This is a genomic window from Streptomyces sp. NPDC002181 (assembly GCF_042890485.1).
Lineage (GTDB): Bacteria > Actinomycetota > Actinomycetes > Streptomycetales > Streptomycetaceae > Streptomyces.
This window is the reverse complement of sequence record NZ_JBIASC010000019.1, coordinates 1-25,936: the sequence shown is the minus strand read 5'-3', so window position 1 is coordinate 25,936 and position 25,936 is coordinate 1. Positions and strand designations below refer to the sequence as shown.

Genomic DNA, 25,936 nt, shown 5'->3' with positions numbered 1-25,936 from the left:
GCTACCGCTTTCTCCCGTACTGACCGAGGTCGAAGTTCTCCATGGCGTTGATGCCCTGATCGATCGATTCCATCACCGCGCCCTGGGCCGTACTGATCTTCTTCAGTTCGGCCAGGCGCACGTTCACGATCTCCGCGAGCCCCTTGACGATTTCGTCATGGGTATCGAGTACCGCCTTGATGTTCTGGCGGTACTTCGGGCCGGCCTCCAGCGCGTAGTCGTCGTCGACCCCCATCCAGTCGAGGTGGGGTCGCAGCTCGTTGTCGAGGTCGATGCCGATGCCCTTGGCGAAGGCCACGATGGCCTCCATCTCGGCGATCGCCTCGGACAGCCGCCGCGGTGCCGCCTGGAACGTCCCGTACTCGCCCATGGCCCGCCTACCGTTCCCCGCCGCCGGCCGGATGGCCGTCCGGGTCCTCGTGGATTTCGTCCCGCAGCTTGGAGTTCGCCCCTGTCGGGACTGCGGAGCCGGCCCCACCGGCCTTCGCCGTAGCCGCCAGTGGCCCCCAGACGTCCGCCCAGTCGAACTCGCTGCCGCCGGTGCCGGGGAGATCACCGATGTTCTCGGCCAGGGGCCCGAAGGCGTCCATCACGCGCTGGGCCATACGGCCCCGGGCGCTCTGGACCGCCTCCAGGACGGCCGCGGACAGCTGAGTGGCGCCCATGGAGCGGTACTTGTTGTCGAGGAAGGTGATCTGCGTCATCTCCCCCTGCGGGCCCACGACCACCTCGACGCTGCGATCGCGTGAGCGAACCTTGGCCGAGCCGCCGCGCAGGCTGTCCTCGGCCCGCGCCACCGCCGCCCGGGTCTCTTCGAGCGCGGCCCTGGCCTGGGCCACGCGCTCCTCCATCGATTGGGTCATGATCAGTCCCTCCCGAGTGCGGCCGGGGCGCCGCCCTCGTCCGTACCCCACACGTCGTCGTCCTCGGCGACCCAGGAGTCCCGCTCCCGGTCGCTGCTTTCCGTCTGCTGTCCGCCTCCGCCGCCCTGTCCACCCATCGGGGGCATGAACGGCGATCCGCCGGAGGTGGCCGTCCCGCCGCGCTGGGCGGCGGCAAGCTCCTCGTCCCGTCGGTGCGGTGCGGCGCGCCGGCGCACGACGGTCTGCTGTCCGTCGTCCAGTACCGTGCGCACGCGCTCGCCGCTGCCCTCGCCGCCGCTGGTCCCGCCGTTGATACGGGTGCCCATCGGCAGCATCGGGGAGCCGCCGGGGCCGCCCCCGTAGCCGCCCTCGCCGCCGCTCTCGCGGGCGCCGATGCCGGACGGGGACAGCTGCGCGTCGAGGTTCTCGTCGAACAGGTCCTCCTCCATCCGGGGCATCTCGTGACGCGGACCGAAGGAGGAGCCGTTGTTGAGGCTGGTCCCGGAGGACAGCCCGTCGAACGGGTTGTCGGGGTGGTTCGGCAGGGCTCCGCCCGGCGTGACAGGCGTGGTGATCGTGGTGCCGTCGGGGAACGTCGTGGTCGAGAGGGACTTCTGCGGGTCGACTACGGACGAGCTGCCATCGGGGAAGTCTGTGGTGAGGGTGCGGTCCGGGTTCAGCGTGGTCCAGCTGCCGTCCGGGTTCCTGACGGACCCACCGGGCTGGAGATCGCTGATCTGCTGGGTGCCGTCGGGCAGCGTGGCCGTGACCTCTCCGGTGGCCGGATCGATCCTGGTGGTCGTGCCGTCCGGGAAGTGCTTGGTCAGCGAGCCGTCCGGGTCGAGCCTCGTCGTACCGTCGCCGGAACCCGGAAGCGAACGGGACAGACTGTCGTCCCAGCGATTCTGTTGTTCCTGCTGCAGCCGGTCCTGCCTGGCCTCCTGCTCGTGTTGGAGCCTGTCCTGCCGCTCCAGCTGCTCCTTCTCACGCTGCTCCTGCTTGGCCTCCTGCTCGTGCAGGCGCTGTTCCTGCTTCTGCTCCTGCTCCCGTTGGTGCTCCCGCTGCTCGTTCTGGATCTTCTCCTGCCGCTCCTGCTGCTCGTTCTGGAGCCGCTCCTGCCTCTGCTGCTGCTCCTGCTGCAGTTTCTCCTGTTTGGCTTCCTGCTCCTTCTGGTGCTGCTCCTGTTCCTGCTGGCGCTGTTCCTGCTTGTGCTCCTGTTCCTCCTGCTTGCGTTCCTGCTTCTCTTCCAGCTCGCGCTGCCGCTCCTCCTGCTTGTGCTGCTGCTCCTTCTGCTCCTTCTTCTGCTGCTCGCGTTCCTGCTCGGCCCGCCTGAAGGCGATCTGCTGCTGTGCTTCCTGTTCCTGCTGGCGCTGTTCCTGCTTGTGCTCCTGTTCCTCCTGCTTGCGTTCCTGCTTCTCCTCCAGCTCGCGCTGCCGCTCCTCCTGCTTGTGCTGCTGCTCCTTCTGCTCCTTCTTCTGCTCCTCGCGTTCCTGCTCGGCCCGCCTGAAGGCGATCTGCTGCTGCGCTTCCTGTTCCTGCTGGCGCTGCTCCTGCTTGCGCTCCTGTTCGGCCTGCTTGGCTTCTTGTTTGGCTTCCTGCTCCTTCTGGTGTTGCTCCTGTTCCTGCTGGCGCTGTTCCTGCTTCTGCTCCTGCTCCTCCTGCTTTTTCTCCTGCTTCTTCTCCCTCTCCTCGGCGCGCTTCTCAGCCTGCTCCGCCTTGTCGTCCATCTCCTTCTGCCGGCGACGGTTCTCCGCGTCCAGATCGTGCTGCCGCTTTTCCTGTGCGGCCTTGTCCGCCTCTGCCTTGTCCTTCTTCAGCTCCTGTTCGAGGTTCATCGTGTTGGTCGAGGTCACGGCCTTGAACTTGGCGTCGTTCCAGGAGTTCTCGACAGAGAGCAGAGCTTCCTTGCCGGCCTGTCCGAGAGACCTGATCACCTGTTCCTGCCACAGGCGGATCGCCTCTTCGCCGATCCGCTTCCACGTGGCCAGGTCGTCCAGTGCCCCCCAGTCCTTGTATCCGCTGCTGAATCCGTCATGGCGTACGTGGAAAGACTTTATATTGATCATGCCGCCGCGAATGTCCTGGTTTACAACCCGAACCTTCTTGATGTTGTTCTGCCACACGGAATCCGTGACATCGAGCAGTACGTCGTGTAGCCAGCGCAGCGGATTTCCCGTGTACAACTGCCAGTGGTTCCACTTGTAATAGAGCTCCTGGCCGGCCAAGCGCAAAGCCTCCATGAAATGGCGCAGGTCGTCGCCGTACTCGGAGCGGTGGAACTGGGTGAGCGGGAGCTGCTTGGTGTACGCGCCGTATTTCCGGACCAGTCCGTGTATCAGGTCACGGAAGACGCCGGCGGCCTGCCCCTTCCATGCCTCCTCGCGGCCCAGGTCGAACTCCCAGTCCTTCAGCTCCTCGTGCTGCTTCTTGAAGAACTTGGCCGCCCGGTCGAAGGCCTCCGCCGCCTCCCTGAAGGAGTTCAGGTCGACGGCGTTCCTCCGGTCCACGAAGAGGCTGTTCCACTCGAAGCCCACGGTGGAACCGCTGGACCACAGCGCCTCCAGCGCCTTGCCGCCGGCGTAGCTGTACTGGCTGAGCTGCTTGTCGCTCCACTCGGTGTGGGCGGCCACATCGTCGAACGCCTTGTCCCCGCTGTTGAACGAGTGCCCCGCGACGACGCCGCCGGCCGGCGGGGCGTCCAGAGTCTGCGAACCGAGCAGCGTGATGCGTGCCCGGAGCATCTTGACCTCGGTGTCGGGTGACGCGGTGGTGCCCGCGCCATCGAGCCTCGTGTAGAAGGGGACGACGAAGTCGGTGTTCTCGATCCGCCACCCGGAGTTCGCGGTGCGCCACTCGAGGTCGTAGACGATGTCGTCGATCACGCCGTAGTACGGTTCGGCGCCGTCCGTGATCTCCACCTTCATCAGCGGAATGTGCTGGTTGCCCACCAGCTTGTCGAAGATGTCCTCCCGCAACGGCATGTCGGCGCCCGTGAGCAACTTGACTGCCAGGTGCCAGTAGTCGTTCACGGAGTGCGCCGGCTGCACGGGCATGGGTGTGGTTCTCCTCGTCGAAGTGGGCTGGTGCGGAAACGCGTCAGTCGCTGCTGTCTTCGGCCTTGCCGCCCGAGCCACTGCTGAGGTTGTCGGACACGTCCTCGAAGGCATCGAGGAACGCCTGGCCGTCCACGTCCGCCAGGCTGGCTCCCTGGGTGTTCAGGAGCGTGGTGATCGTGGTCTCAAGGTTGCTCACGACGTCCGTGAACAGCCTGGCGTCCTGATCGAAGATCTTGACCAGGGAGTTGGCCGTCTTCGCGACGCCGTCGTTGAGGTCCCGGCCGACGCTGTGCAGGTTGTCGCCCGAGGCCATGAAGCCGATCGCCAGGGGCTTCATCAGGTCGTACTCCTCGTCGGGAGTCCTGTCCTTTTGACCGACGAGGCTTGCCATCGAGGGACCGAACGTCGGATCGTCCTGCGTGATCTTTTCGAATTCCCATGTCATGGGCGTGACCCGGTAGTCCAGGAACCCCTGGAGGCCCGCCTTGTCCATGCCCAGCTTGCCCGTCAGGGGCTCAGGGTCCTTCGCCATGGTGCCGTCCTTCCGAGGAGCCGACGTCTCTGTGGGGACGCCGGGTCAGCGGCCGATGTTGACCGAGGACCACATCTGGCTGAGGGAGCCGTCGGTGTACTTGTAGTTGCCGGAGACCTCGGTAAGCAGCCCGGCGTGCTTGGTGAGCATGTTCTCCATCGCCTTCACGGCGCTCTCCCAGGCCTGCTGCTTCCCGTCGTAGATCTCGCGGGGCTCGCCGATCCAGGTCTTGCGCAGCTCGTTCAGTTCCATCTCCAGATTGGAGATGGTGGTCGCGATCGCCTTGGTCTGCGCGATCATGTCGTCGGAGGCGTTGTTCATGTGGGAGTAGTCGACGTAGATGTAGCCGTCGGAGAGGTTGTTGCTCACGTTCCGTCCTCGTGGTCGCCGAAGGTGAACTGCCGTGGGGGTGGAGTCAGCCGGTCAGGGCGTCGAAGATCGCCTCCGACTGCTGGTACGCCTGGTTGATGGCCTCGTTGGACGAACCCTGCTGGAGGCCGTGCTTGGTGAGGGTCTCGTTCAGCGCGTCGATCATGTCCTGAAGGTTCTTCAGGATGATGTCGGCCTGTTTCTCCCAGGCGGTGATGAGGTTCTGGAAGCTGTGGCCGTCGCTGCCCTGGTAGCCCGACGACAGGCTGAACCGTGTGGCCTCCACGTCGGAACGGCTCTTCTGGATTCCGGTGAACGCCATCTCCAGGGCCTGGATGCCGTTCCGGGTTGAGGTTGCGGACGACTGCTGCATGGTGTTGCCGGACACGTATCTCCCTCTCGGTCGTATGGACCTGTTCAGCCGTACCGTAGGAGGCGGGGCTTGTCTTTTGCGGTGTCCGCCTTGCCGCCGCCTTGTCGTTTCCTTGCCGACGCCCGATGGCGCCACCTACTTGCAGACCGGCCCCGTGACCTGGGAACGCCCCTCCTGCGCGGCCTCGGTGGACAGGTCCGGGCCGGACGGCAGCATGCCGAGGAACTGCGACGGCAGACCCTGGGCGGAGGCCGTGTCGTAGCCGAGGGCCTCAGCCGTCTTCGTCGACACGATGCGGTACTTCAGCCCGGTTCCGGTGACCAGGTACAGCGTCCCGCCGACCTGCGCGCCGCTCGCGCTGAGCGCCTGGACCAGTACGCCGCCCCCCGGCGGCACCGTGACCCGGTCGATGGGTGTGCAGGGCGGTGCGACGGCGTCCGACGATTCGGCGACCGGCCCCGGCGTGGGCGAAGCGACCAGGGCCATGCTGATCCGTGTTCCCTTGGCGTCCGCCCCGGCCGGTGTGATGCGCACGCACGGGCTGCTTCCCTTGGGGACGCCCATCAGCTGCGGCGGGGACTGCGGCAGGCGCTCCGAGTCCTTGCCGGCGGGGTCCTCCGGCGCCAGTCGGCCCCGTAGCGCGTCGGCGCCCAGCTCGGCCACCACCGGGGACTCGCCCCCGTACGCCTTCTCCCGAGTCTGCGGATCGCCGAGCATCAGTGCCGCGGTGGTCGCCGAGACCGGCTGGAGGCCCTCCTGCCGCAACAGGTAAGTCCGCGGGGCGTCGGCGCCCATCACGGACACCCGGAACAACTGCCCGATCTGCGTGGCCCGGCCGCCGAGCTGCGGCCCCGGACTGCCCCGGCCCGGCACCTCGGGCGGCGTGAGATCGGGCCCCGCAGGCAGCGCCCCGAGCAGCGCCGCTGACACCTTCAGCGGGGCGGCCGAACCGTAGCCGAGGGCCTCCCGAGCGCCGCGCTGCGCGTCCAGGCGCAGCCGCATGCCGCTCCACAGTACGTACGGGGTGCCGTCCGGGCCCGTCGCGAGCAGCCCCTGCCGTTCTCCGAGCGGCGTGCCCGTCGGCTCCGCCGCCACCGCCAGGGTGCTCACCGGGCCCTGGCCCTCCGGCCCCGTCGAGGAACACACCTGCCAGGGCGCCGTCGACAGGTCCCGCGCGGACGGCAGCCCGTCCGGAGCACCCGGTATGCCCGCCGACGCGCCGTGCGGGGTGTCCTTGAGCGAGGCCGAGCCGACCGTCGTGGTCTTCAGCTTGGTTCCCAGCAGCAAGCGGGCGGAGGCGTAGTTGCGGACCGGGCGGAGCCGGCCGTCCACGTACAGGTAGCGCGAGCCGGTCTCCTTCTCCACGATCAGCGCTCCCGAGCTCCGCCACGAGTCCTTGGTGCCGGGCGCGAGCAGCCCGAACACGAAGGCGCCCGCCGACACCAGGACGGCGAAGATGACCCCGATGGCGATTCCCCGGTTCGTACGCCCCTGCGGGCTCTCCGGCGAGTCAGGGTCGGCGCGCAGCATGCTGGAGGTCAGGCGGCCCATCAGGAACATGTGGGCGTGGACCTGATCGCGTTTGTTCTGCATGTGTCATTCCTCCGTGGTCGGCATCGGTCGATCGGTCGGCCGTCGGCCGTCAGCCGTTCAGTCCGCGCAGGTATCCGTAGACGCCGAGCACCCAGATCGCGAGGGGCAGCGTGGCGATCGCCGCCGCGGAGTGGAGCAGTTCGGCGGCCCGGGCCCAGTACGGCACCATCCGGCGGCCCGGCACGGTCCAGGAGGCCACGGTCAGCGCCGCCGTCACCGCGAGCAGGGTGGCGAGGAGCAGCAGTCGGCCGTGCGGCGAGAACGACGTCGCCGCCGCGAACAGCAGAAGCAGGAGGCCGATGCCGCTCGGCAGCAGCAGCGAGATCCGCTGAAGGGTGTTGCCGAGCCCCCGGCTGTGCAGGACCAGTAGCAGCGTCAGGGCCCCGATCGTCAGAAGCGAGGACAGCCCGGGCCGGGTTGCCAGGCCCAGCAGGGCGCCGGTGCACACCGCGCCGGCGGCCCCGTACAGCCCGGTCATCCAGTCGTCCGCGAGCGTCGCGCGCTGGGCCACCACCGCGGGCGGGTGGGGCTCGATGCCCTCCTGGAGCTGCTGCGCGTTCGTCGGGAGCAGCGGCAGCCGCAACCCGGCTAGGCGGAACGACAGGGACGGGACGAACGCGCCGAAGAGGACGGCCGCCAGGGCCACGACGCCCGCCGTCTGGGCCGGCGCCAGGTCCGCGGCGACCATCAGGCCGCCGGCCAGCGCCCCCGAGAGGCCGACCACTGCGGCGGCCACGAACACGCCCGCGTACGCCGCCACGACCGTCAGGGCGATCATCGCCCCGCCCGTCGCGGCGGCCCCGGCGGCCAGGACCCGCGACCCGAGCGCCTGGTACAGGTACGGGCCCGCCAGCTCCCCGCCCGGCAGCAGCCAGCCCGCCAGCCCCAGGTAGCAGATCGCGGGCAGGGCCAGCGCCAGTGCGGACGCCGCGTCCCCCACGGCCCGGCTCGCCGAACCCGCGCCGGCCAGCAGCAGGACGGCGACTCCGGCCGCCGCCAGCGCCCGCAGGCTTCCCGAGCTCCCGGGCACGCACAGGAGTGCGAAGCCCGCCGCGAGGACGGCGGCGGCCCAGGACAGCAGCACGCGGCGGCTGATCGTGGCGGTCCAGCCGTACGGGCGCTGCTGCATGGTGGTGGATATGCCGTCCACGAGGTCGTCGAGGTGGACCTCCGGCAGTTGATCCGTGTGGGGGCGCAAGTAGACCGTGTCGCCGTCGCGCAGGCCGAGGGATTCGATGCTCAGCTCCTCGGCCAAGCGCTCACCGCCCAGCCGCTGGAGCACCCAGCCGCTGTGCTCCAGGCCGGATTCGGCGAGGTTTTCGCCCGCGTACTCGACGAGGGTGGGCAGCAGGTCGGCGACTGGGACGTCGGACGGTACGGCCAGGTCGATCAGCTTCGCCGGGGCGCGCACGGTCAGGCGGCACAGGGAGTTGACGGAGTTTTCGGTCATGGGGGCTCGCGGTCCTCATATCGGGGGTCGGGTCACGGGGGTGTCCATCGGCGGGGTGCTCGTCTTCCGGACGTACGGGCGTACGGATGTACGGGACGTACGGGCGTACGGGACGTCTGGGCGGGCGCGACGACGCGGCGGGCGAAGGCCCGGCAGGGCACGAGAGTGTGGCGGGTGGCGTCGGGGAGCGGCGACGCGAGGGGCGGCGCGCAGGGGTCCGGAGGGCCGCAGGAGAAGGACCATGTGTTGGACGAACGCGCCGATCACCTGCACACTACTTGTACAACGCCTGCTTCTGAACGGGTGCTCGCTTCAACGCCCGCGGTTGTTCCTCAACTCGTTATGGACGAGAACCCCCGCCGCCGACTCCTTCCTGCAGGATGTCGGTTCCGGGCCCGCACGCACCCGGTGCTCCCTCCACGCGCTGCTCCGCGCTGCTCCGCGCTGCTCCGCGCTGCTCCGCGCTGCTCCGCGCTGCTCCGCGCTGCTCCGCGCCGCCACCGCCCCGCCCGCCGGGTCCGCGGACGCACCCGAGTCGGCACCCGTACATCCACATCCACGCAGGCCCGCGGGCGGCGTGGACCACCCCACCCAAGGAGAAGCCCCGTTGAGCGTCGTGCTGTTTCGCAGGCCGGCCCGCCGGCCCGGCCCGGACATGCCGGAAGGTGAGCTGAGCCTTCAGGAGCCGCCCACCCTGAGCGAGGTGGTGCCGGACAGCTCGGCGGTCTGGCAGTACCTCCCCATGGCCCTGATGTCGGTGTCGATGATGCTGATGTTCATGCGGCCCAGCGGCCAGCAGGGCGGCCGCGGGTTCATGTACCTCGCGCTCGGCCTGATGCTCGTCGCCTCCGTGGCGATGATCGCCGGCCAGTTCATGAAGCGCAGCGCCGACCGCAAGAACACACTCAAGGCGGAGCGCCGCGACTACCTGCGCTACCTCACCCAGACCCGCCGCAAGGTGCGCGCCTCCGTGGTGGAGCAGCAGCGTGCCCTCAGCTGGCGCCACATCGAACCCGCTGCGCTCTGGTCGCTGGTGGGCACCTCACGGCTCTGGGAGCGGCGCCCCACGGACAAGGACTTCGCGGAGGTCCGCGTGGCAGTCGGGGACCAGAAGCTGGGACTGCGCCTGAACCCGTTGTCCACCAAGCCGGTGGAGGACCTCGAACCGCTCTGCGCCCACGCCCTGCGCAGCTTCATCCGCGCCTACTCCATCGTCCCCGACCAGCCGATCGCCATCTATCTCAAGGCGTGGGCGCGGGTGCTGCTGCGCGGTGACGAGGAGCGGCTGCGCGCCATGGTCCGCGCCCTCCTGTGCCAGCTCGCGACCCTGCACGCCCCCGACGACCTGTGGATCGCGATCTGCGCAGCCGAGGAGCACCAGGCCTCCTACGAATGGGCCAAATGGCTGCCGCACAGCCTGCACCCGCACGCCCAGGACGGCGCCGGCTCGGTGCGCCGCGTCGTCCACTCCTTCAACGAGCTTGAGGACCTCCTCGGCCCCGAGATCGCGGAACGGCCCGCCTTCGACCCCGAAGCCGTGTCCGGCCGAGAGGAGCCCTACTGCGTGATCGTCCTCGACGGAGTGCCCGCACCCGGCGGCCACCGTTTCGACGGCCTCGGCTCCCGCAACACCGTCGTCCTGGACATCGGCTCCTGCCTGACCTGGCGCCCCGGCAAAGCCACCCTGCGCCTCGACCTCACCGACGAGGAGGTGTCCCTCGTCCGCACCGACCGGGACCGCAAGGAGCAGACCACCGCACTCGGCCGGTCCGACGCCATCGGCGTCGTCGGCGCGACCTCACTCGCCAAGCGGCTCGCGCCCCACCGGATCGGTTTCGGCACCGACTCCAAGGAACCCTTGTCCAGCGAGGTCGAACTGACCACGCTCCTCGGCATACCCGATCTGCACCGGCACGACGCGCCCGAGCTGTGGCGCCGCCGCTCGATCGGCGAACGCCTGCGTGTCCCCATCGCGGTGGCCGCCGACGGGATCCCGGTGGAGCTCGACATCAAGGAGTCCGCGCAGGGCGGCACCGGCCCGCACGGCATGCTCATCGGCGCCACCGGCTCCGGCAAGTCCGAGCTGCTGCGCACCCTCGTCCTCGCCCTGGCCCTCACCAACTCCTCCGAGACCCTGAACTTCGTACTCGTCGACTTCAAGGGCGGCGCCACGTTCCTCGGCCTCGACGCGCTCCCGCACACCTCGGCCGTCATCACCAACCTCGCCGACGAAGTGGCCCTCGTCGCACGCATGCAGGACGCCCTGCACGGCGAGCTCATGCGCCGCCAGGAACTGCTGCGCCGCGCCGGCAACTACACCTCGGCGCTGGACTACGAGAAGGCCCGCGCCGCCGGTGCGCAACTGGACCCGCTGCCCAGCCTCTTCGTCGTCGTCGACGAGTTCAGCGAGCTGCTCTCCGCCCACCGCGAGTTCATGGACCTCTTCGTGATGATCGGACGCCTCGGTCGCAGCCTGGGCGTCCACCTCCTGCTGGCCTCGCAGCGCCTGGACGAAGGCCGCATGCACCAGCTCGAAAGCCACCTGTCCTACCGCATCGGCCTGCGCACCTTCTCCGCCATGGAGAGCCGCGGCGTCCTCGGCGTCCCCGACGCCTACGAGCTGCCCCCTCAGCCCGGCGCCGGCTTCATGAAGACGGGCGTCGAGGCCCTGATCCGCTTCCGCGCAGCCTACGTCTCCGGCCCGTACGTCAGGCGCGGCGGCGCCGCCAACCAGGAGCGCGTCGCCAGCCAGGTCGTCCCCTGGACGGCGGGCTGGGTCGTGCCGAGGACCGTCCCCGACCCGGAAACACCCGCGACACCGGCGCCCGAGGCGGAAGAGGAGGCCGAGACCCTGCTCTCGGTCGCCGTGGAGCGGATGCGCGACGCCGGGCCGCCCGCCCACCAGGTATGGCTGCCGCCGCTCGCCGAGCCCCCGGCCCTCGACGCCCTGCTGCCCGGCCTCGCTCCCCACCCCGACTTCGGCCTCACCCCGACCGGCTGGGCGCAGCGCGGCACCCTGAACGGGGTGCCCGTAGGCATCGTGGACCGGCCCTTCGAGCAGAAGCGCGACCTGCTCTGCGTCGACCTGGCGGGATCGGGCGGCCACATCGCCATCGCAGGCGGCCCGCAGAGCGGCAAGAGCACGCTCGTCCGCACCCTGATGACCTCGCTCGCCCTGACCCATTCGCCCCGCGAAGTCCAGTTCTACTGCCTCGACTTCGGCGGAGGCGCACTCGCCGGGCTCACCGGGCTCCCGCACGTCGGAGGCGTCGCCGCCCGGCTCGACGAGGAACGGGTCGGCCGGGTCGTCGCGGAGGTCACAACCCTGCTCAGCCACCGCGAACGGCTCTTCCTCGAAGAGGGCATCGACTCGATGGCCACCTTCCGCCGCCGCCGCGCCGCGGGCGCATTGCCCGGCGAGACCCACGGGGACGTGTTCCTGATCATCGACGGCTGGTCGACCGTACGGCAGGACTTCGACCAGTACGTCGCCGCCTTCAACGCCCTGGCCGCACGCGGCCTGAACTACGGCATCCACCTCGTCGTCACCACCGCCCGCTGGGTGGAGCTGTCCTCCGCCGTGCGCGACCAGGCCGGCACCCACCTCGAACTGCGCATGGGCGACGCGATGGACTCCGGCATCGACCCCCGCAAAGCGGCCAACGTACCCCGCACCCCCGGCCGGGGCCTCACCCGCGAGGGCAAGCTGCACTACCTCGCCGCGCTCCCCCGCATCGACGGCAGCACCACGGCCGAGGACCTTTCCGACGGGGTCGCGGCGCTCGTGGCCGCCGTACAGGAGGCCTGGTCCGGCCCGGTCGCACCGCCCGTACGGATGCTGCCCACGCTGCTGCCCGCCTCCGAACTGCCGCCGCCGGACGGCGACGTACGGATACCGCTCGGACTGGAGGAGAACGCCCTCTCCACCGTCTACCACGACTTCTCCCAGACACCGCACATGATCGTGGTGGGCGACACCGAGAGCGGCAAGACGAACACGCTGAAGCTCGTCGCGGAGGCCGTGATGAAGCGCTACACGCCCGCCGAGGCCCGCATCATGATCGTCGACTATCGGCGCGAACTCGTCGAGGCCGTCCCCGACGAGTACCGGCTCGGTCACGCCGTGTCCATCGACGCCCTCAAGGACCTCCTGGACGGGGCCGCCCGCGCCGTCGTCTCCCGGCTGCCCGGCCCCGACATCTCGCCCTCCCGGATGCGTACCTGCGACTGGTGGCAGGGACCGCGGCTGTTCGTCCTGGTGGACGACTACGACATGGTCAGCGGCAACAACCCCATGAACCAGCCGTTCGGTCCGCTCCTCGACCACCTCGCCCTCGGCTACGAGGTCGGCCTGCACCTCGTCGTCGCCCGCGCCGCCGCCGGCGCCGGGCGCGGCCTGAACGAGACCCTGATGCGGCGCCTCCAGGAGGTCAACACGCCCAGCCTGCTGCTGTCCTGCCCGCCGACGGAGGGCTACGTCTTCGGCAACGTGAAGGGCCGCATCCTGCCGCCCGGCCGCGCCACCCGCATTGCACGCCGCAGAAACGTCCAGGTCCAGCTCGCCCTGACCGGACCGGAGACCTCGTGAGGCCCCGCGTCCTGGCCTGGGCGGCGGTGGCGGCCGCCGTACCCTGCCTGGCCCTGGCCCTGCCCCCGTCGGCACGGGCCGCCGCGCCGGCCGCCAACGACCCGGTGGCCCTGCCCGCCCTGCGCTGGGCGCTCGCCCCCGGCGAGCCCTGCACGGCGGCCTCGCAGGTCACCGCCGAGACGGAGCCGTGGACGGTGAAGGAACTCGGCCTGCCCGGGGCCTGGCAGCTCTCCGACGGCCAAGGGGTGACCGTGGGCGTCGTGGACACCGGCGTCGCCAACGGGCTGCGCGCCCTCGTCGGGCGGGTCGACGGCGGCGGCAAGGACTGTGTGGGGCACGGCAGTTTCGCCGCCGGGGTGATCGCGGGCTCCCCGCTCGCCGAGGGCAAGGTCGACGGGGTCGCCTCCGGCGCCCGCGTGCTCGCCATCGCCGGCACCGACGAGCGCGGCGCCACCGATCCGCAGCGCCTGGCCGCCGGGATCCGGGCCGCCGTCGACGGCGGGGCCCGCATCGTCTACGTGGCGCGGGCCCTGCTCGACGGGCGGGAGGAACTGACGGCCGCCGTCGCCTACGCGACGCAGAAGCGGGCGCTGGTCATTGCCCCCGCCACCCCGGACGCCGCGCCGCAGGGCCAGGGCGGGCAGCCGGACCTGACCGCCCGCCCGTACTTCCCGGCCTTCGTCCCGCAGGTCCTGTCCGTCGCCGCCCACGGACCCGGTGGGTCTCCCCCGAAGAAGGCCCCCGCCCCCTTCGCCCCCGACCTGTCCGCGCCCGGCGAAGCGGTGGTGGGCATCGGGCCCTCGGGCACCGGCCATTACCTGGGCTCGGGGTCCTCCCTCGCGGCGGCGCACGCCGCCGGGGTCGCGGCGCTGGTGCTGGCGCGCGATCCACGACTGACCCCCGAACAACTGTCCCAGCGGCTCGTCGCGTCCGCCTACCCGGCCGACGTGCCCCAGCTCGACGCCTACGCGGCCGTCGCCGCCGTCCCCGCCCCCGAACGGCCGCACGGCGAACCCCGCGAGCCCGCCGCCCGGATCGCCGCCGCGCCGCACCAGCAGGGCCTGCGCACCGCCCTGTTCATCGGCGGCGGCACCCTCGGCCTGGTCGTCCTGGTGGCCGCCGGAGCCTTTGTCGTCCCCCGCGGCAGGGACCGGGGCTGGCAGCCCGCCGACAGCCCACCGGGCAACGGCGCCGAGGCCCCAGGACCATGAGCAGCAGACCTCACTACCCCGACTTCACCCAGGAGGACCGAACCGTGTCACGGCAGGTACTTGTCGTCTCCGCGGACCAGCCGGGTGGTTACGCCACCATCGGCGAAGCCCTTGCCGCCGCCCGCTCCGGAGCGGTCATCCGGGTCCGCCCCGGCCGCTACACCGAGAACCTCATGGTCAAGACACGCGTCACCCTCGTCGCCGAGGGTGAGGCGGGCCAGGTGGAGGTGTGTCCCCGTAGTGGTTCGGCGCTCGTCCTCGTCGCTGACGCTGTGATGATCACCGACCTCACCCTGCGCGGCGGCGGGGACGACCTGCCGGTGGTCGACGCCGCGCGCGGGCAGGTCGCCATGGAGGGCTGCACCGTCATCGGTTCGGGCTGGACCGCGGTACTGGCCCGCCACACCGGATCCCTCGCCATGCGCAACTGCCGCGTCACCAACAGCGGCGGCGCCGGGATCGTCGACACCTCTCCCATGGGCAGCACCATCGAGGACTGCCTCATCGAGAACCTGGAGACCTCCGGAGTGGTCCTGGGCGAACAGACCCGTTCCACGGTCCGCAACTGCCGCATCCGCGACGCGCGCGGGAACGGTGTCCTCGCCAACGGGGAGGCGCAGGGCAGCGTCGAGGACTGCCACATATCCGGCACCCACAAGCCCGGTCTCGCCCTGGAGGGCAACAGCAGCACCCGGGTGCTGCGCACCTCCGTCCGCGACGTCTCCATCGGCGTGTACGTGACCAGCGCCTCCCGACCCGTTCTGGAGGAGGTCACCGTCTCCGCCACCACGGGCCCCGGCATCACCCTGTTCGACGGCGCGGACCCGTTGATGCGCCGCTGCCGCACCGAGCACACCAAGGGGTACGGCCTCCTCATCACCGACCGCTCCCGCGGCACCTTCGAGGACTGCGAGTTCAGCGACGCCGGGGACGCCGCCATCCGGGTCCAGGCCAGCAGCTCGCCGTCCCTCACCCGTACGGTCGTCCGCAACTGCCGGCACGCGCCGGGCGCGGTCGCGCTCGTCGAGCAGTCCGCCGCGGAGTTCGACCGGCTCGAGATCGTCGACGCGGCCGGCACCGCCGTCTTCATCCGCTCCCAGGCCAATCCGCTGATCCGCCGCGCCCGCATCACCTCGCCCGCCGGTATCGGCGTCGACGTCGGCGACAACGGCCGCGGACGCCTGGAGTCCTGCACCGTCGACCGGGCCGGAGCCGCCGGCATCTCCATCGCCGACGGGGCCGGCACACACATCAGCGACACCGTGCTGCGCTCCGTGGCCGATGTCGGGATCCAGATCGGCGCGGGCGGCACCGCCACCGTCCGCGACTGCGAGATCGACACCAGCGGAGCCTCCGGCGTTGCCGTCGCCACGGGCGGTGAAGCGACGCTGACCCGGCTCCGGATCGGCTCCGCCGCCGCGCACGGGGTGCTCGTCGCGGAGGGAGGCCGGGCCGAACTGCACGCCTGCGCGATCACGGGCAGCGTCGGCGACGGCATCCGCGTCGACAGCTCGGACGCCGTCCAGCTCAACGGGTGCGTCCTGCGGGACAACCGGGGCGCCGGCCTGCGCCAGACCCGACCCGGGGCCCGCCTGGAGGTGTCCGATCTGACCAGCACGGGCAACGCGGTGCCCGACGAGTGGGGCGAGAGCGCGGGCACCCACGGCACGGGGGGCGGGCCGGCCCGGCCGGTCGATCCGAAGGATCTGAGTCCGCTGGACCATTTGGATTCGCTGGTCGGCCTGGACGGTGTGAAGCACCAGGTCCGTACCCTCGTCAACCTCAACCAGCTGGCCCAGCGCCGCAGCCGCCTCGGCATGCCCGTCGCCACCATGAGCCGCCACCTGGTCTTCGCGGGCCCGCCCGGCACCGGCAAGACCACCGTCGCCCGGCTCTACGGGTCGATCCTCGCCGAACTGGGCATCCTGCGCTCCGGCCACCTCGTCGAGGTTGCCCGCCCCGACCTGGTCGCCTCGATCATCGGCGGGACCGCGCTCAAGACCACCGAGACCTTCAACCAGGCCTTGGGCGGCGTCCTGTTCATTGACGAGGCCTACACCCTGCTGTCCGACTCCCGCGGCTCGGGCGCCGACTTCGGCCGCGAGGCCATCGACACCCTTGTCAAGCTCATGGAGGACCACCGTGACGACGTCGTCGTGATCGTCGCCGGCTACTCCGCCGACATGGAGGGCTTCCTCTCCGCCAACCCCGGCATGGCCTCGCGCTTCAGCCGCACGATCGAGTTCGAGAACTACTCCGTCGACGAGCTGGTGACCATCACCGAGAACATGTGCCACGCACACCGCTACGAACTGGGACCGGGCACCGCGCAGGCACTCGCCACGCACTTCGGCGGGATGACCCGGGACGCCACCTTCGGCAACGGCCGCGCGGCCCGCGGGGTCTTCGAGAGAATGATCGACCGGCAGTCGTTCCGGCTGGCCGCGATGCAGGACCCGGCCGAGAGCGACCTGACGCTCTTCATGCCCGCCGACGTCGGCGACGAGGGCACGGACGCGGCCGCCGCCACCGCCGGGAACCGCGAGGAGATGCTCGCCCGACTCCACGCCATGGTCGGTCTCGGAGCCGTCAAGCGTGAGGTCACCGACCTCGTCAATCTCCTGGCCACCTCGGCCCAGCGCGAGGCCGCCGGGCTGCCCGTGACCCGTATCAGCCAGCACCTGATCTTCTCCGGTCCGCCCGGCACGGGCAAGACCACCGTGGCCCGGCTCTACGCCGAGCTCCTGCACTCCCTGGGCGTGCTGCCCAAGGGACAGCTGGTGGAGGTCGCCCGCGCCGACCTCGTCGGCCGCTACGTCGGGCACACCGCGCAGCTGACGCAGGAGGTGTTCCGCAGCGCCCTGGGCGGTGTGCTGTTCATCGACGAGGCGTACACGCTCACCCCCGAGGGGTCCTCGAACGACTTCGGTCGCGAGGCCGTCGACACCCTGCTCAAGCTCATGGAGGACCATCGCGACGAGGTGGTCGTCATCGCCGCCGGCTACACCGGGGAGATGCGCCGCTTCCTCGACTCGAACCCGGGCCTGGCCTCCCGCTTCGCACGCCAGGTGCGCTTCGAGAACTACACGACCGACGAACTGGTCACCATCATCAGGGGCCAGGCGGAGACATCCGGCTACGAGTGTGCCCCCGGCACCGTCGAGGTCCTGCACCGGCAGATCGACGCGCTGCCCCGGGACCGTTCCTTCGGCAACGCGCGCCTGGCCCGCCAGCTCCTCGACTCCATGATCACCCGGCAGGCGCGCCGACTCGGCGGCACCCCGAACGCGACGCTGGACCAGTTGCGCAGCCTCCTGCCCGAGGACCTGGCCGCCGACACGGACTTCACCACGGCCTGAGGGAAAGACCGTACGTCCATGCGGAAGGCGCTCGGCGGGGGGATCCTCCCCCCGCCGAGCGCCCTCCGTCGTACGTCAGGTGGCCGGAACGGCTTCCTCGGGATGCTCGGCCCTCCACCGCTCCACGTCCGCGTACGCGGCACGCAGCGCGTCCGGCGAGACGATCTGGGCGACGGGCGCGGAAGCGGACAGGAGGAGGACCTGCCGGTCGTCGTCCACCAGCCGGTCCAGGAGTTCGGGGGCCGACATCAGCGTGTGGGGCGGCACGTCGTCCGCCGCCAGGGTGGGGGAGGGGGGGAACACCGGGACGGCCTTGGGCCCCTCGGGGAGCTCCGCAGTGGTGAGCGTCCCGTCCTCCTCCACGCAGACCGCCACCTCGGAGTCGGCGAGGACGAGGTGGAGGACCGACTCCTCCATGTAGCCGGTGGCGGTCAGCTGGAGGGCGTGGTCCAGCCGCCCCGCCGGCGGCGCCCAGTCTCGGACGTCGGGGGAGGGGCGGTACGCGTCGTTCGTCTGCCACTCGACGATCTCGCCCTCCTCGTCCGTGCGCCAGCGGCCGAGCACGGCCCACGACGGGGGCTCCTCGCCGTCGGATCCCATCCAGTGGGGATCGACCATGTGGAGCCAGTGGCCCGGCGCGGTCTTCGCTGCCGCCACGATGTTGTCGGGGGGCGTCCGGTAGCCGGGCTCGCCCGGGCTCACGCCGAGCCCAGGTACGGGGTCGGCGCCGGGGGCGGGGCCCAAGGGGCCGACGGTCTCCGATTCCTCGTGTGCGGATGCCATGGTCCTTCTCTCCGTTACGTCGGGCCGGGGGGCCGTCAAGGGCGTCGACCCCGGCAGGGGCAGTTCATCGCACCCGCCTTGCCGAAACCCTGTCATCTTCGCTGTCAGCCGCCGGAGCGCAGCACCTGCGCCACCATCGTGCTGAACGCCTCGTGTTCGGCAACTGCGAGGACGTGTCCGGTACTCGGCTGCGCCGCCACCACCGAGGACTTCGGACGAGCGGCCACAGTCTGCTCGGTTCATGAACGGGGCGGTGCCGGTTCCCGGCTCGCAGCGGCCGAAGATCTTTGCGCGGTGGACGTCGCAGGCGGGCGTACAGACCGAGGACGCGCTCGGCCTTGGGGCGGAAGGCCGGGTCGGTGATCTGCTTCTACGGATGTCACGGGCTCCGGGTTCAATTTCGAATCAAGGTGACCCCCAAGGTGACCTCCCACGTGGTAGGGGGTGCCGGACCCCCGAACCTCCCGGAAGGAGCGTCCGGAGCGTCGCCGTATATCGGCACAGACCAGTCCAGTTTTCATGGAGGATGCCGTGACCGGCCACAGCCTTAGATTCAGCCTGCTCGGACCGCTCGAGGTCCGGTGCGGTGACCGGCAGATCGACCTGGGACCGCCCAAGCGCCGCATCCTGCTGATCCGACTCCTCCTGAGCGCCGGTCAGGCCGTGTCCGTCGACCAGCTGTGCGCGGACCTCTGGGACAGACAGCGGCATCCCGCCGGGGCGGTGTCCTCGGTCCATTCGCACATCAGCAGGCTCCGCTCCGCCTTGGAGCCGGACCGTGGCCGGGACACGAAGTCGACCCTGCTGGTGCGCGAGTCCGGGGGCTACGTCCTGGCCGCCGGCGCCCAGGACCTGGACACGCATGTCTTCGAGGCGGCCCTCCACGAGGCGCGCGAGGCCAGGGCCGCCTCCGATCCCGCCGCCGCGCGCCGCGCGCTCGAACGGGGCCTGGGCCTGTGGCGGGGCGAGACGGCGCTCCAGGACGCCGCCGCCCACCGGTTCGCCGAGCAGGAGGCGGCCCGGCTCATGGGCATGCGGCAGCTCGCCGAGGAGATGCTCGCCGGGATCCTTCTCGCCGAGGGCGACGTGGACGCCGCCATAGGGATCACCGAACGCCTCACCAAGTCGGCTCCGCTGCGCGAAGAGGCTTGGGAGGTCCTGCTCCGCGCCCTGCACCGGGCGGGCCGCTCCGGAGAAGCCCTCCAGCAGTACGCGCGGCTGCGCACGATCCTCGCCGAGGAGCTCGGCGTGGACCCGGGCCCGGCACTGCGCGAACTGCACCTCGCGATCGTGCGCCACGACCCGGCGGCATCGGGCGGGCGACAGGCGCGGCGTCCGGCCGACGCGGCGACGGCCACGCCGACAGCCCCTGTCGAGACCAAGGGCATTCGGGCCCTGGGACGCGAGGACGAGGCGGATCGGCTGCGTGAGGTGGTCGCGGCCTCGCCGAAGGGGGCCCGCTGGGCCGTCGTTGCCGGTGATACCGGTTCGGGGAAAACGGACCTGCTGTCTTCGGCCGTCTCGTACGCGACGGCGCACGGTTTCACCGTCGCGCGTCTCGGCTGCCGCGACGCGGACCGCGCCGGGGCAGCCGACTCGCCGGCGGAGCGGCTGCTCGCCGAGCTGCGCGCGGTCCGGGCACCTGCCGACTGCTCGGCCCGCTCCGGCATCGCGTGCGCGCATCGGCCTGCCCCGGACCTGCTACGGCAGCTGCGTCAGCGGCCCGTCCTGTACGTCCTTGACGACCTGGACGAGCAGTGCGCCGACTGCCTGGCATTCCTGCGCCGACTCGCGTCGCTGCTGCGCGACGAGCCGGTCGCGGTGGTGGTGTCCGTACGCGATTCCAGGACTCCGGCACTGGCCGGGCTGATGGCCGACCTGGCGTACGCGGGCGCGGAGTACATCCCGCTCAAGCCGCTGGACGCCGCCGGCGTGGCCCGGATCCTGTGCGCTCGCGAAGAGGACGGCTCTCCGGAGGCAGCCGCGGCCCTGCACCGGCGCAGCGAGGGCAATCACTTCGTCCTGCGCGAACTGCTCGCGCTGGAGCCCCGGCACCGCACCGGGCCCGGGGCACGGCTCCCGCTCGCGGTCGAGGCCGTCCTGCTGCCGCGCATCATGGTCCTGCCCGAGGCGGCCCGCCTGATGCTCGCGAACGCCGCCGCCGCCGGGGAGGTCCTGGACCTGCGACTGCTCGCGGCGGCCCAGGAGCTGTCGGCGCGAGAGCTTCTCGCCCTCGTGGACGCGGCCATCGGCGCCGGTGTCCTCACCTGGGAGGGAGGACCGGGCTACCGGTTCAGCGGCCCGATGCGCGACGTGGTGCTCGCCACCCTCACCCCGGCCGGACGCCAGGTGCGCCTGGCCGTGCTCGCCGACGCGGCGGAGCGGCTGGCTCCGTCACCAGCCGGGCTCCACGAGGCTGTGCGTTCCTTCCGCGCGAACGCGGTGGGGAGCACGGCCCCGGACGGCGTCCGCGCGGTGGTACTGCGGCTGCCTCGATCGGCGGACGGTATGACCGGCTCTCTTGAGCGCAGGCGGATCTGCTGCAGTTTTGGGTGACGGGTTCAGTGACGCGGCCCGGAGGGCCGGTGTGGTCATGGCGGGAGAGTTCCTTCCCGCGGTCCCAGGAGAGGGTTTTGCGCAGCTGCTCGGGCAGCTGTGTCATGGATGCCGTGAGCGCCTTGAGTGCGCCACGGCCTTCGACGAACAGCGTCTGACAGATCGCTTCGTGGCTCATGCGCATGGACTCATCACCGGGGGAATCGGCACGAAGCCGGGCCGGTGCGAGATCTGCTCCGGGCTCCACGCCTTCGCCCGTCGTCTGTCCTGCCAGGCTCCGTAGGTGCCGTCGGAGTCCTGGTGGCCTCCCGCCCCATGCGCCCGACTTGAGTGGCTGCCTCACCTCCACCGGCCTGTCCGTCAACCCACCGGCCCCACCCTGAAAACCTCAGGAGCGGGTGGTGGGGGCGTAGACGTAGGCGCGGGGGAGGTCCAGGGCTGAGCCGATGTCGAGGAGCAGGCCGGTGGCGTTGAAGCGGGCGACTGTTTCGACGTTGAGGCCGGTGAGGTCGGTGAGCCATTCGAAGGTCTGGGTGTAGAGCTCGCGCATGCGGGTCCGGATTTCGGGGTCGCTGGTGGCGGCGTAGCCCTGCAGGCGGCAGCGCAGCAGGTTGCGGTCGGCCATCAGGGCCTGGTGGACGGCGCCGAGTGCGGTGAGTGCTCTGTCCGGGTCGTCGCTGGGCTGCCAGGCGGCGGCGAACGCCTCGCGGATGCGTTCGCTGACGAGTTCCTGCACGGCGAGGAAGAGGACCTTCTTGTTCTCGAAGAGCGCGTAGATGTAGGGCTGGGAGATCCCGGCGCGTTTGGCGATGTCGCCGGTGCGCGCGGCCTGGTATCCGTTCTCGGCGAACTCCACGATCGCGGCGGCGAGCACCTGCTCGCGGCGTTCGGCGGCTGTGGGGCGCGCTCCGCCGTTCTTCTGTGATTTCACCATCCCGCCAGTATTGATTCATCAATCACAGAAGTCAAAGAGGGCAGTCGGGCCAGTGCCTTGTCCCGCCTTCGTCCTGTCCGCGCCCTGCTCACACGGCGGGTGAGCAGGGCGCGGACAGGACGAAGGCAGGGGGATCAGATGCTGGCGTAGTGCTCGCCCATGAACTGGCCGTGGAAGCCGTAGGGGATGAAGGTGTCCAGCTGGGCGCGTGCGATCTCGGTGAGCTCCCGGGCGTCCAGGACGAGCAGGAATGAGGTGCGGGAGCGTGAGTCGAGCACCAAGGAGAGCAGGACGCCGTCGTCCTCGGCCGTGGCGCCGGGGCGGGGCACGAAGACGGGCTCGCCGGGGAAGCAGCCGTCCTCGAACCATACGGTGCTCACGTTCGAGGCGGTGTCGGCCTTGACGACCTGGTTGTAGGCGACCTCCGGCAGGTCCTGGCGCTGGCCGGCGGCGTAGACGTAGCGGTAGCCGAGAGTGTTGTACTGGCCGACGTTGTAGGTCGGCAGTTCCATGGTCTGGCTGCTGACCACCTCGTAGTCGGCCTTGCCGGCGCCCTTCAGCGGCAGGGTGTAGCGGCGCAGCTGTCCGGTTGACAGCGGCGCGCCGGAGCGGCGGCGCGCGATGACGTAGTCGCCCCAGTGCTCGGCGCCGTCGTAGGCCACCAGGTCCATGACGATGGTGTCGCCGTGCTCGTAGGCGTTGGCGTTGTGCATGCAGTACATGGCGTCGGTTTCCATGACGTGCACCAGGCTGCCGTCGTTTCGGCTGACGATGTAGATCTTGACCGGGGTCTCCTCGGCCCAGGACCAGGTGGCGGCCCTGGGGAGGTCGCCCGCGATCATGGCTTCGACCTTGGCCGGGTCGGTGCCCAGGGGGTACTGGAGCAGGACGAGGTAGTTCTCGGTGAGGGCGAAGGAGTGGCGGATGCTGGGTCGGCCCTGCACGGGGATGGAGTTCAGTACGGACTTGGTGCCGGTGGCAACGTCGGTGACGATGACGTCGTAGGTGGGGTTGGGACCGAAGCAGGTGTGGACGCTGTACTCCAGGCCGCGCTTGTAATCGCGCTGCAGGTGCGCGGGGGCCGCCACGCTGCCGGGGCCGCCGTGCTGCGAGGCCTTGAGGTCGTACAGGTCGCGGGTTTCCAGTGTGACCGGGTCGATCTCGACACCCATGGGGTGGTCGCACAGCGCGATGACCGCCTCCTTGATACGGGTGAAGGTGATGTTGGCGTTGACGCCCTCGGCGACGAACTCGGTCTGCTCGCCGCGCAGGATGTCGTGGCCGGGGTCGGCGAACAGTGAGCGGTGGTGCAGTCGGCCGTCCTTCTCTGCAGCCAGATAGGCGGGGCTGTGCAGGAACCGGCAGCGGTAGCTGACCTTGCCCGCGCTGAAAGTGAAACGCTGCAGCAGGGACAGGCCGTCGTACCAGTGCTCCAGGTGGTCGACACCGAGGTCGAGCTTGCCGACGCCATTGCGCAGCAGGCTGCCCGACAGCCACTGGGGCAGCTTCCCGCGTACCGGCACGTCGTCCATGTCGACCTCGTGCGGCAGGTTCTCCCAGCCCAGCGCGCCGCGCAGGGTTCCCACGCGGTTGCCGAGCCCCCCGCGGTACAGCCCTTGGCGCACCAGATGGTCCAGGTTGGTCTGCGGATCGAAGTGGTCGGCGAGCTGGGAGGCTGTCAGCTGGGACATCGTGTGCGCTCCTTGTATCGGATGGGTGTAAGCCCTGGCGGGCATGCGTGGAGGTGTGAAGGTGGTGGCTCTGTCGCGCGGTCTGCTCCGGGAACCGAATCCCCGGGGCTTCGCGGGACCGGGGAGCGGGGCGGGGATCTGGATGCCTGGTCCGCGCGCAGCCGAGGGCTCGGGTGTCAGAGGGGCAGCTGGGTCAGGACGAGGACGCGCTCGTAGGTGTAGTCGGCCATGGCGTAGGCGACCCCTTCGCGGCCGACGCCCGATGCCTTGACACCGCCGTACGGCATCTGGTCGGCCCGGTACGAGGGGACGTCGCCGATGATCACGCCGCCGACCTCCAGCTCGCGGTGCGCACGGAACGCGGTCTTGCCGTCATGGGTGAACACCCCGGCCTGCAGGCCGAATCTGGAGTCGTTGACTGCGGCGAAGGCCTCGTCGGTGCCGTTGACCGCCTCGATGGTCATGACCGGTCCGAAGACCTCCTCGGTGGCCAGACGGACACCGGGGGGAACATCCGAGAGGAGGGTCGGCGGGTGGAAGGCTCCCGCGCGCGGGCCGCCGGCCAGTACCTTCGCGCCGCCGGCCACGGCTTCCTGAACCCAGCTCTCCACCCGCCGTGCGGCCGCCTCGGTGATCAGCGGCCCGACGTCGACGCTGTCGTCACGGGGGTCGCCGGCGATCTGCTCGCCGAGTTTCGCGACGAGCTTCTTCACAAGTCGGTCGTGGACGGTGGCATCGGCGATCACTCGCTGCACCGATATGCAGGACTGGCCGCCCTGGTAGTTCGCGAAGGTGGCGATGCGGGCTGCCGCCCACTCCAGGTCTGCTTCGCTGGAGAAATCGGCGAGCACGACGGCCGCTCCATTGCCGCCCAGTTCCAGCGTGACGTGCTTGCGTGGAACCGAGTCCTGGATGCCGTAGCCGACCGTGTCGGAGCCGGTGAAGGAGATGACCGGCAGCCGCTCGTCCTGGACCAGGCTCGCCATCCGGTCGTTCGGGACCGGGAGGATGCTCCACGACCCGGCCGGAAGGTCGGTCTCGGCCAGCAGCTCGCCCAGCACCAGGGCGGACAGCGGAGTGGCCGGCGCGGGCTTGAGGATGATCGGCGCCCCGACGGCAATCGCCGGGGCGACCTTGTGGGCGACCAGGTTGAGCGGGAAGTTGAAGGGTGCGATACCGAGGACGACGCCCTTGGGGAATCGCCGAACCAGGGCGAGCCGACCGGTGCCGCCGGGGTCGGTGTCCAGGCGCTGCCCCTCGGCCCCGTTGAAACGGCGGGCTTCCTCCGCCGCGAGGCGGAACACGGACACCGCCCTCGCCACCTCGATCCGCGACCACTTGAGCGGCTTGCCGCTCTCCGCCGTGATCAGCTGCGCTATCTCCCCGGCTCGCTCGGTCAGGCGTTTGGCCACGTGGTCCAGCGCGTCGGCCCGCAGGTACGCGGGTGTGGCGCTGAACTCCTTCTCCGCAGCCACCGCGGCCGCGACGGCACGCTCGACCTGCTCTTCGTCGGGTACCTCAACCATCCCAACCAGGCTGCCGTCCCAGGGGGAGTGAACGGCGAAGACGTCCTGACCCCGTTCCTGCCGCCCGGCGCACCAGAAGGGACGGGCGGCGCCAGATGTCGTGACCATCACGATTCTCCTATTGATTGATCCATCAGAAAGGTTGCCATCGATCGCAGCTCGATGGATGGCGCTTGGGGCTCGGGGCCGAGCCGGAACCCCCGGTGTGGGGCTTTGACCATTGGCTCGCAGGGGAAGGGATCCTCGGGCCGTACCGTGCGGTGCTCGGCCGAGCAAGGCGTTCCAGTGATTTCTATGATTGATAGACCGATCATAGAAGTCAAGCAGCCCCGAGGACGGGCTGACTGCACGGTCAACTGGAGCCCGCCTTACACCTCGACGACTGCAGAGCGGAACGGTGACCGCCCCGGCACAGCCCCCCCCCACACCCACCCGGCTCCGCCGGTGACTGCTGCCGTGTTCCGGCACAACACCGCGATGGTGGTGGCGGAGTTCAAGCCCGCCGACGCGGGAAGCAACTGCCACCCCGGCACGATCGGCGACGCCGTGTGCAGCGCGGCCGTGCAGCACACTGGTGATCCCCTGCTCCCTGCCCGTGAGTTGCGTATGCGGCGGTTCAGGCCGGGTGGGCAGTGGCGGGAGGTGCCGACCGGGTTCGGTCCCCGGCCCACCGTCCGCAACCGCTTCAGGCGGTGGGGGACACCGGCCTCTTCGAGGCCCTACCGGAGGGCCTGGCAGCCGGGGCCGTGAAGAGGGGTGGAGTGCTCCGCGGACTCGTTCCGCAGCCCCGGCCGACCTGCGCCGGCCCTGATGCGTACCGGCCTGCGGGGAGTCGGGCGTGCACCCGCCTGTCAGCACGTCCGGCGGCGCAGATCACGCGGCCTGTTTCTCCTCAGGCCGGGCCGGTGCGACGGTGGTCTGCAGCGGGGCCTCTTCGATGAAGAGGCAGAGGAGGAGGGCGAGGAGTGCGGTGGGGGCGGCGTAGAGGAAGACGTCGGCGATGCCGTGGCCGTAGGCGTTCTCCAGCCAGGTGCGGACCGGGGCGGGGAGCA

Annotated in this window: 17 protein-coding genes and 2 pseudogenes; 4 read left to right on the top strand and 15 right to left on the bottom strand. The window is 70.5% G+C overall.

All coding sequences use genetic code 11. From position 1 onward, the window contains the following. Position 1: 1 nt before the first annotated feature. The 8 genes from ACFYXV_RS32120 to eccD form a co-directional block, all read right to left on the bottom strand. Positions 2-370 carry a hypothetical protein gene (locus tag ACFYXV_RS32120; RefSeq protein ID WP_389384808.1) on the bottom strand — a complete coding sequence of 123 codons (369 nt, stop codon included), beginning with the start codon at positions 368-370 and terminating at the stop codon, positions 2-4. Between the two features lie 7 nt (positions 371-377). Further along, positions 378-863, bottom strand: coding sequence for a YbaB/EbfC family nucleoid-associated protein (locus ACFYXV_RS32115; RefSeq protein ID WP_389384807.1), 486 nt, complete (start codon positions 861-863; stop codon positions 378-380). Positions 864-865: 2 nt separating this feature from the next. Then, a complete protein-coding gene (locus tag ACFYXV_RS32110; protein WP_389384806.1) occupies positions 866-3,916 on the bottom strand; it encodes an AAWKG family protein in 3,051 nt (1,016 codons plus the stop codon). 43 nt (positions 3,917-3,959) lie between these two features. Further along, on the bottom strand, positions 3,960-4,451 hold the full coding sequence (locus ACFYXV_RS32105) for a type VII secretion system-associated protein (RefSeq protein WP_389384805.1): 492 nt from the start codon (positions 4,449-4,451) through the stop codon (positions 3,960-3,962). Between the two features lie 45 nt (positions 4,452-4,496). After that, a complete protein-coding gene (locus ACFYXV_RS32100) occupies positions 4,497-4,820 on the bottom strand; it encodes a WXG100 family type VII secretion target (protein WP_385466147.1) in 324 nt (107 codons plus the stop codon). A 46-nt stretch (positions 4,821-4,866) separates the two neighbouring features. Next, a complete protein-coding gene (locus ACFYXV_RS32095) occupies positions 4,867-5,208 on the bottom strand; it encodes a hypothetical protein (RefSeq protein WP_385466150.1) in 342 nt (113 codons plus the stop codon). Between the two features lie 120 nt (positions 5,209-5,328). Continuing rightward, positions 5,329-6,786, bottom strand: a complete 1,458-nt coding sequence (eccB, locus tag ACFYXV_RS32090) for a type VII secretion protein EccB (RefSeq protein ID WP_389384804.1) — start codon at positions 6,784-6,786, stop codon at positions 5,329-5,331. A 49-nt stretch (positions 6,787-6,835) separates the two neighbouring features. Next, complete coding sequence (gene eccD, locus ACFYXV_RS32085; protein ID WP_389384803.1) at positions 6,836-8,236, bottom strand: type VII secretion integral membrane protein EccD; 1,401 nt, start codon at positions 8,234-8,236, stop codon at positions 6,836-6,838. Between the two features lie 607 nt (positions 8,237-8,843). Between eccD and eccCa the strand changes: the two genes are divergently transcribed. Genes eccCa through ACFYXV_RS32070 form a run of 3 tightly spaced genes read left to right on the top strand, consistent with a single transcriptional unit; the run spans position 8,844 to position 17,394 of the window. After that, a complete protein-coding gene (gene eccCa, locus ACFYXV_RS32080; RefSeq protein ID WP_389384802.1) occupies positions 8,844-12,824 on the top strand; it encodes a type VII secretion protein EccCa in 3,981 nt (1,326 codons plus the stop codon). After that, entirely contained in the window at positions 12,821-14,035 is a 1,215-nt protein-coding gene (locus tag ACFYXV_RS32075; protein WP_389384801.1) for a S8 family serine peptidase, read from the top strand. The genes eccCa and ACFYXV_RS32075 overlap by 4 nt, the downstream gene beginning before the upstream one ends. 44 nt (positions 14,036-14,079) lie before the next feature. After that, positions 14,080-17,394, top strand: coding sequence for a right-handed parallel beta-helix repeat-containing protein (locus ACFYXV_RS32070; RefSeq protein WP_389384838.1), 3,315 nt, complete (start codon positions 14,080-14,082; stop codon positions 17,392-17,394). Between the two features lie 75 nt (positions 17,395-17,469). Here ACFYXV_RS32070 and ACFYXV_RS32065 read toward each other — a convergent pair whose 3' ends face one another. After that, positions 17,470-18,177 (bottom strand): type VII secretion system-associated protein, encoded by a 708-nt coding sequence (locus ACFYXV_RS32065; protein ID WP_385466165.1) that lies wholly within the window; start codon positions 18,175-18,177, stop codon positions 17,470-17,472. 104 nt (positions 18,178-18,281) lie between these two features. Next, entirely contained in the window at positions 18,282-18,404 is a 123-nt protein-coding gene (locus ACFYXV_RS32060) for a hypothetical protein (RefSeq protein WP_385466168.1), read from the bottom strand. Between the two features lie 304 nt (positions 18,405-18,708). Between ACFYXV_RS32060 and ACFYXV_RS32055 the strand changes: the two genes are divergently transcribed. Then, positions 18,709-20,733 carry a BTAD domain-containing putative transcriptional regulator gene (locus ACFYXV_RS32055; protein ID WP_389384800.1) on the top strand — a complete coding sequence of 675 codons (2,025 nt, stop codon included), beginning with the start codon at positions 18,709-18,711 and terminating at the stop codon, positions 20,731-20,733. A gap of 117 nt (positions 20,734-20,850) precedes the next feature. On the opposite strand, the pseudogene ACFYXV_RS32050 reads toward ACFYXV_RS32055, so the two are convergent. The 5 genes and pseudogenes from ACFYXV_RS32050 to ACFYXV_RS32030 all read right to left on the bottom strand — a co-directional run. After that, a pseudogene (locus tag ACFYXV_RS32050) lies at positions 20,851-21,000 on the bottom strand (IS30 family transposase); the annotation flags it as partial. 121 nt (positions 21,001-21,121) lie between these two features. Further along, a complete protein-coding gene (locus ACFYXV_RS32045) occupies positions 21,122-21,667 on the bottom strand; it encodes a TetR/AcrR family transcriptional regulator (protein ID WP_389384799.1) in 546 nt (181 codons plus the stop codon). A gap of 134 nt (positions 21,668-21,801) precedes the next feature. After that, entirely contained in the window at positions 21,802-23,358 is a 1,557-nt protein-coding gene (locus ACFYXV_RS32040) for a carotenoid oxygenase family protein (protein ID WP_389384798.1), read from the bottom strand. Between the two features lie 176 nt (positions 23,359-23,534). After that, a complete protein-coding gene (locus ACFYXV_RS32035; RefSeq protein ID WP_389384797.1) occupies positions 23,535-24,992 on the bottom strand; it encodes an aldehyde dehydrogenase family protein in 1,458 nt (485 codons plus the stop codon). A gap of 768 nt (positions 24,993-25,760) precedes the next feature. Further along, positions 25,761-25,936: pseudogene (locus ACFYXV_RS32030) on the bottom strand (MFS transporter); the annotation flags it as partial.

What these genes read in the sequence shown, in the direction of transcription:
- ACFYXV_RS32045 (WP_389384799.1), bottom strand. Translation starts at nt 21,667, where the DNA reads ATGGTGAAATCACAGAAGAACGGCGGAGCGCGCCCCACAGCCGCCGAA.
- ACFYXV_RS32115 (WP_389384807.1), bottom strand. Translation starts at nt 863, where the DNA reads ATGACCCAATCGATGGAGGAGCGCGTGGCCCAGGCCAGGGCCGCGCTC.
- ACFYXV_RS32120 (WP_389384808.1), bottom strand. Translation starts at nt 370, where the DNA reads ATGGGCGAGTACGGGACGTTCCAGGCGGCACCGCGGCGGCTGTCCGAG.
- ACFYXV_RS32035 (WP_389384797.1), bottom strand. Translation starts at nt 24,992, where the DNA reads ATGGTCACGACATCTGGCGCCGCCCGTCCCTTCTGGTGCGCCGGGCGG.
- ACFYXV_RS32110 (WP_389384806.1), bottom strand. Translation starts at nt 3,916, where the DNA reads ATGCCCGTGCAGCCGGCGCACTCCGTGAACGACTACTGGCACCTGGCA.
- ACFYXV_RS32105 (WP_389384805.1), bottom strand. Translation starts at nt 4,451, where the DNA reads ATGGCGAAGGACCCTGAGCCCCTGACGGGCAAGCTGGGCATGGACAAG.
- eccD (WP_389384803.1), bottom strand. Translation starts at nt 8,236, where the DNA reads ATGACCGAAAACTCCGTCAACTCCCTGTGCCGCCTGACCGTGCGCGCC.
- ACFYXV_RS32040 (WP_389384798.1), bottom strand. Translation starts at nt 23,358, where the DNA reads ATGTCCCAGCTGACAGCCTCCCAGCTCGCCGACCACTTCGATCCGCAG.
- eccB (WP_389384804.1), bottom strand. Translation starts at nt 6,786, where the DNA reads ATGCAGAACAAACGCGATCAGGTCCACGCCCACATGTTCCTGATGGGC.
- ACFYXV_RS32065 (WP_385466165.1), bottom strand. Translation starts at nt 18,177, where the DNA reads ATGGCATCCGCACACGAGGAATCGGAGACCGTCGGCCCCTTGGGCCCC.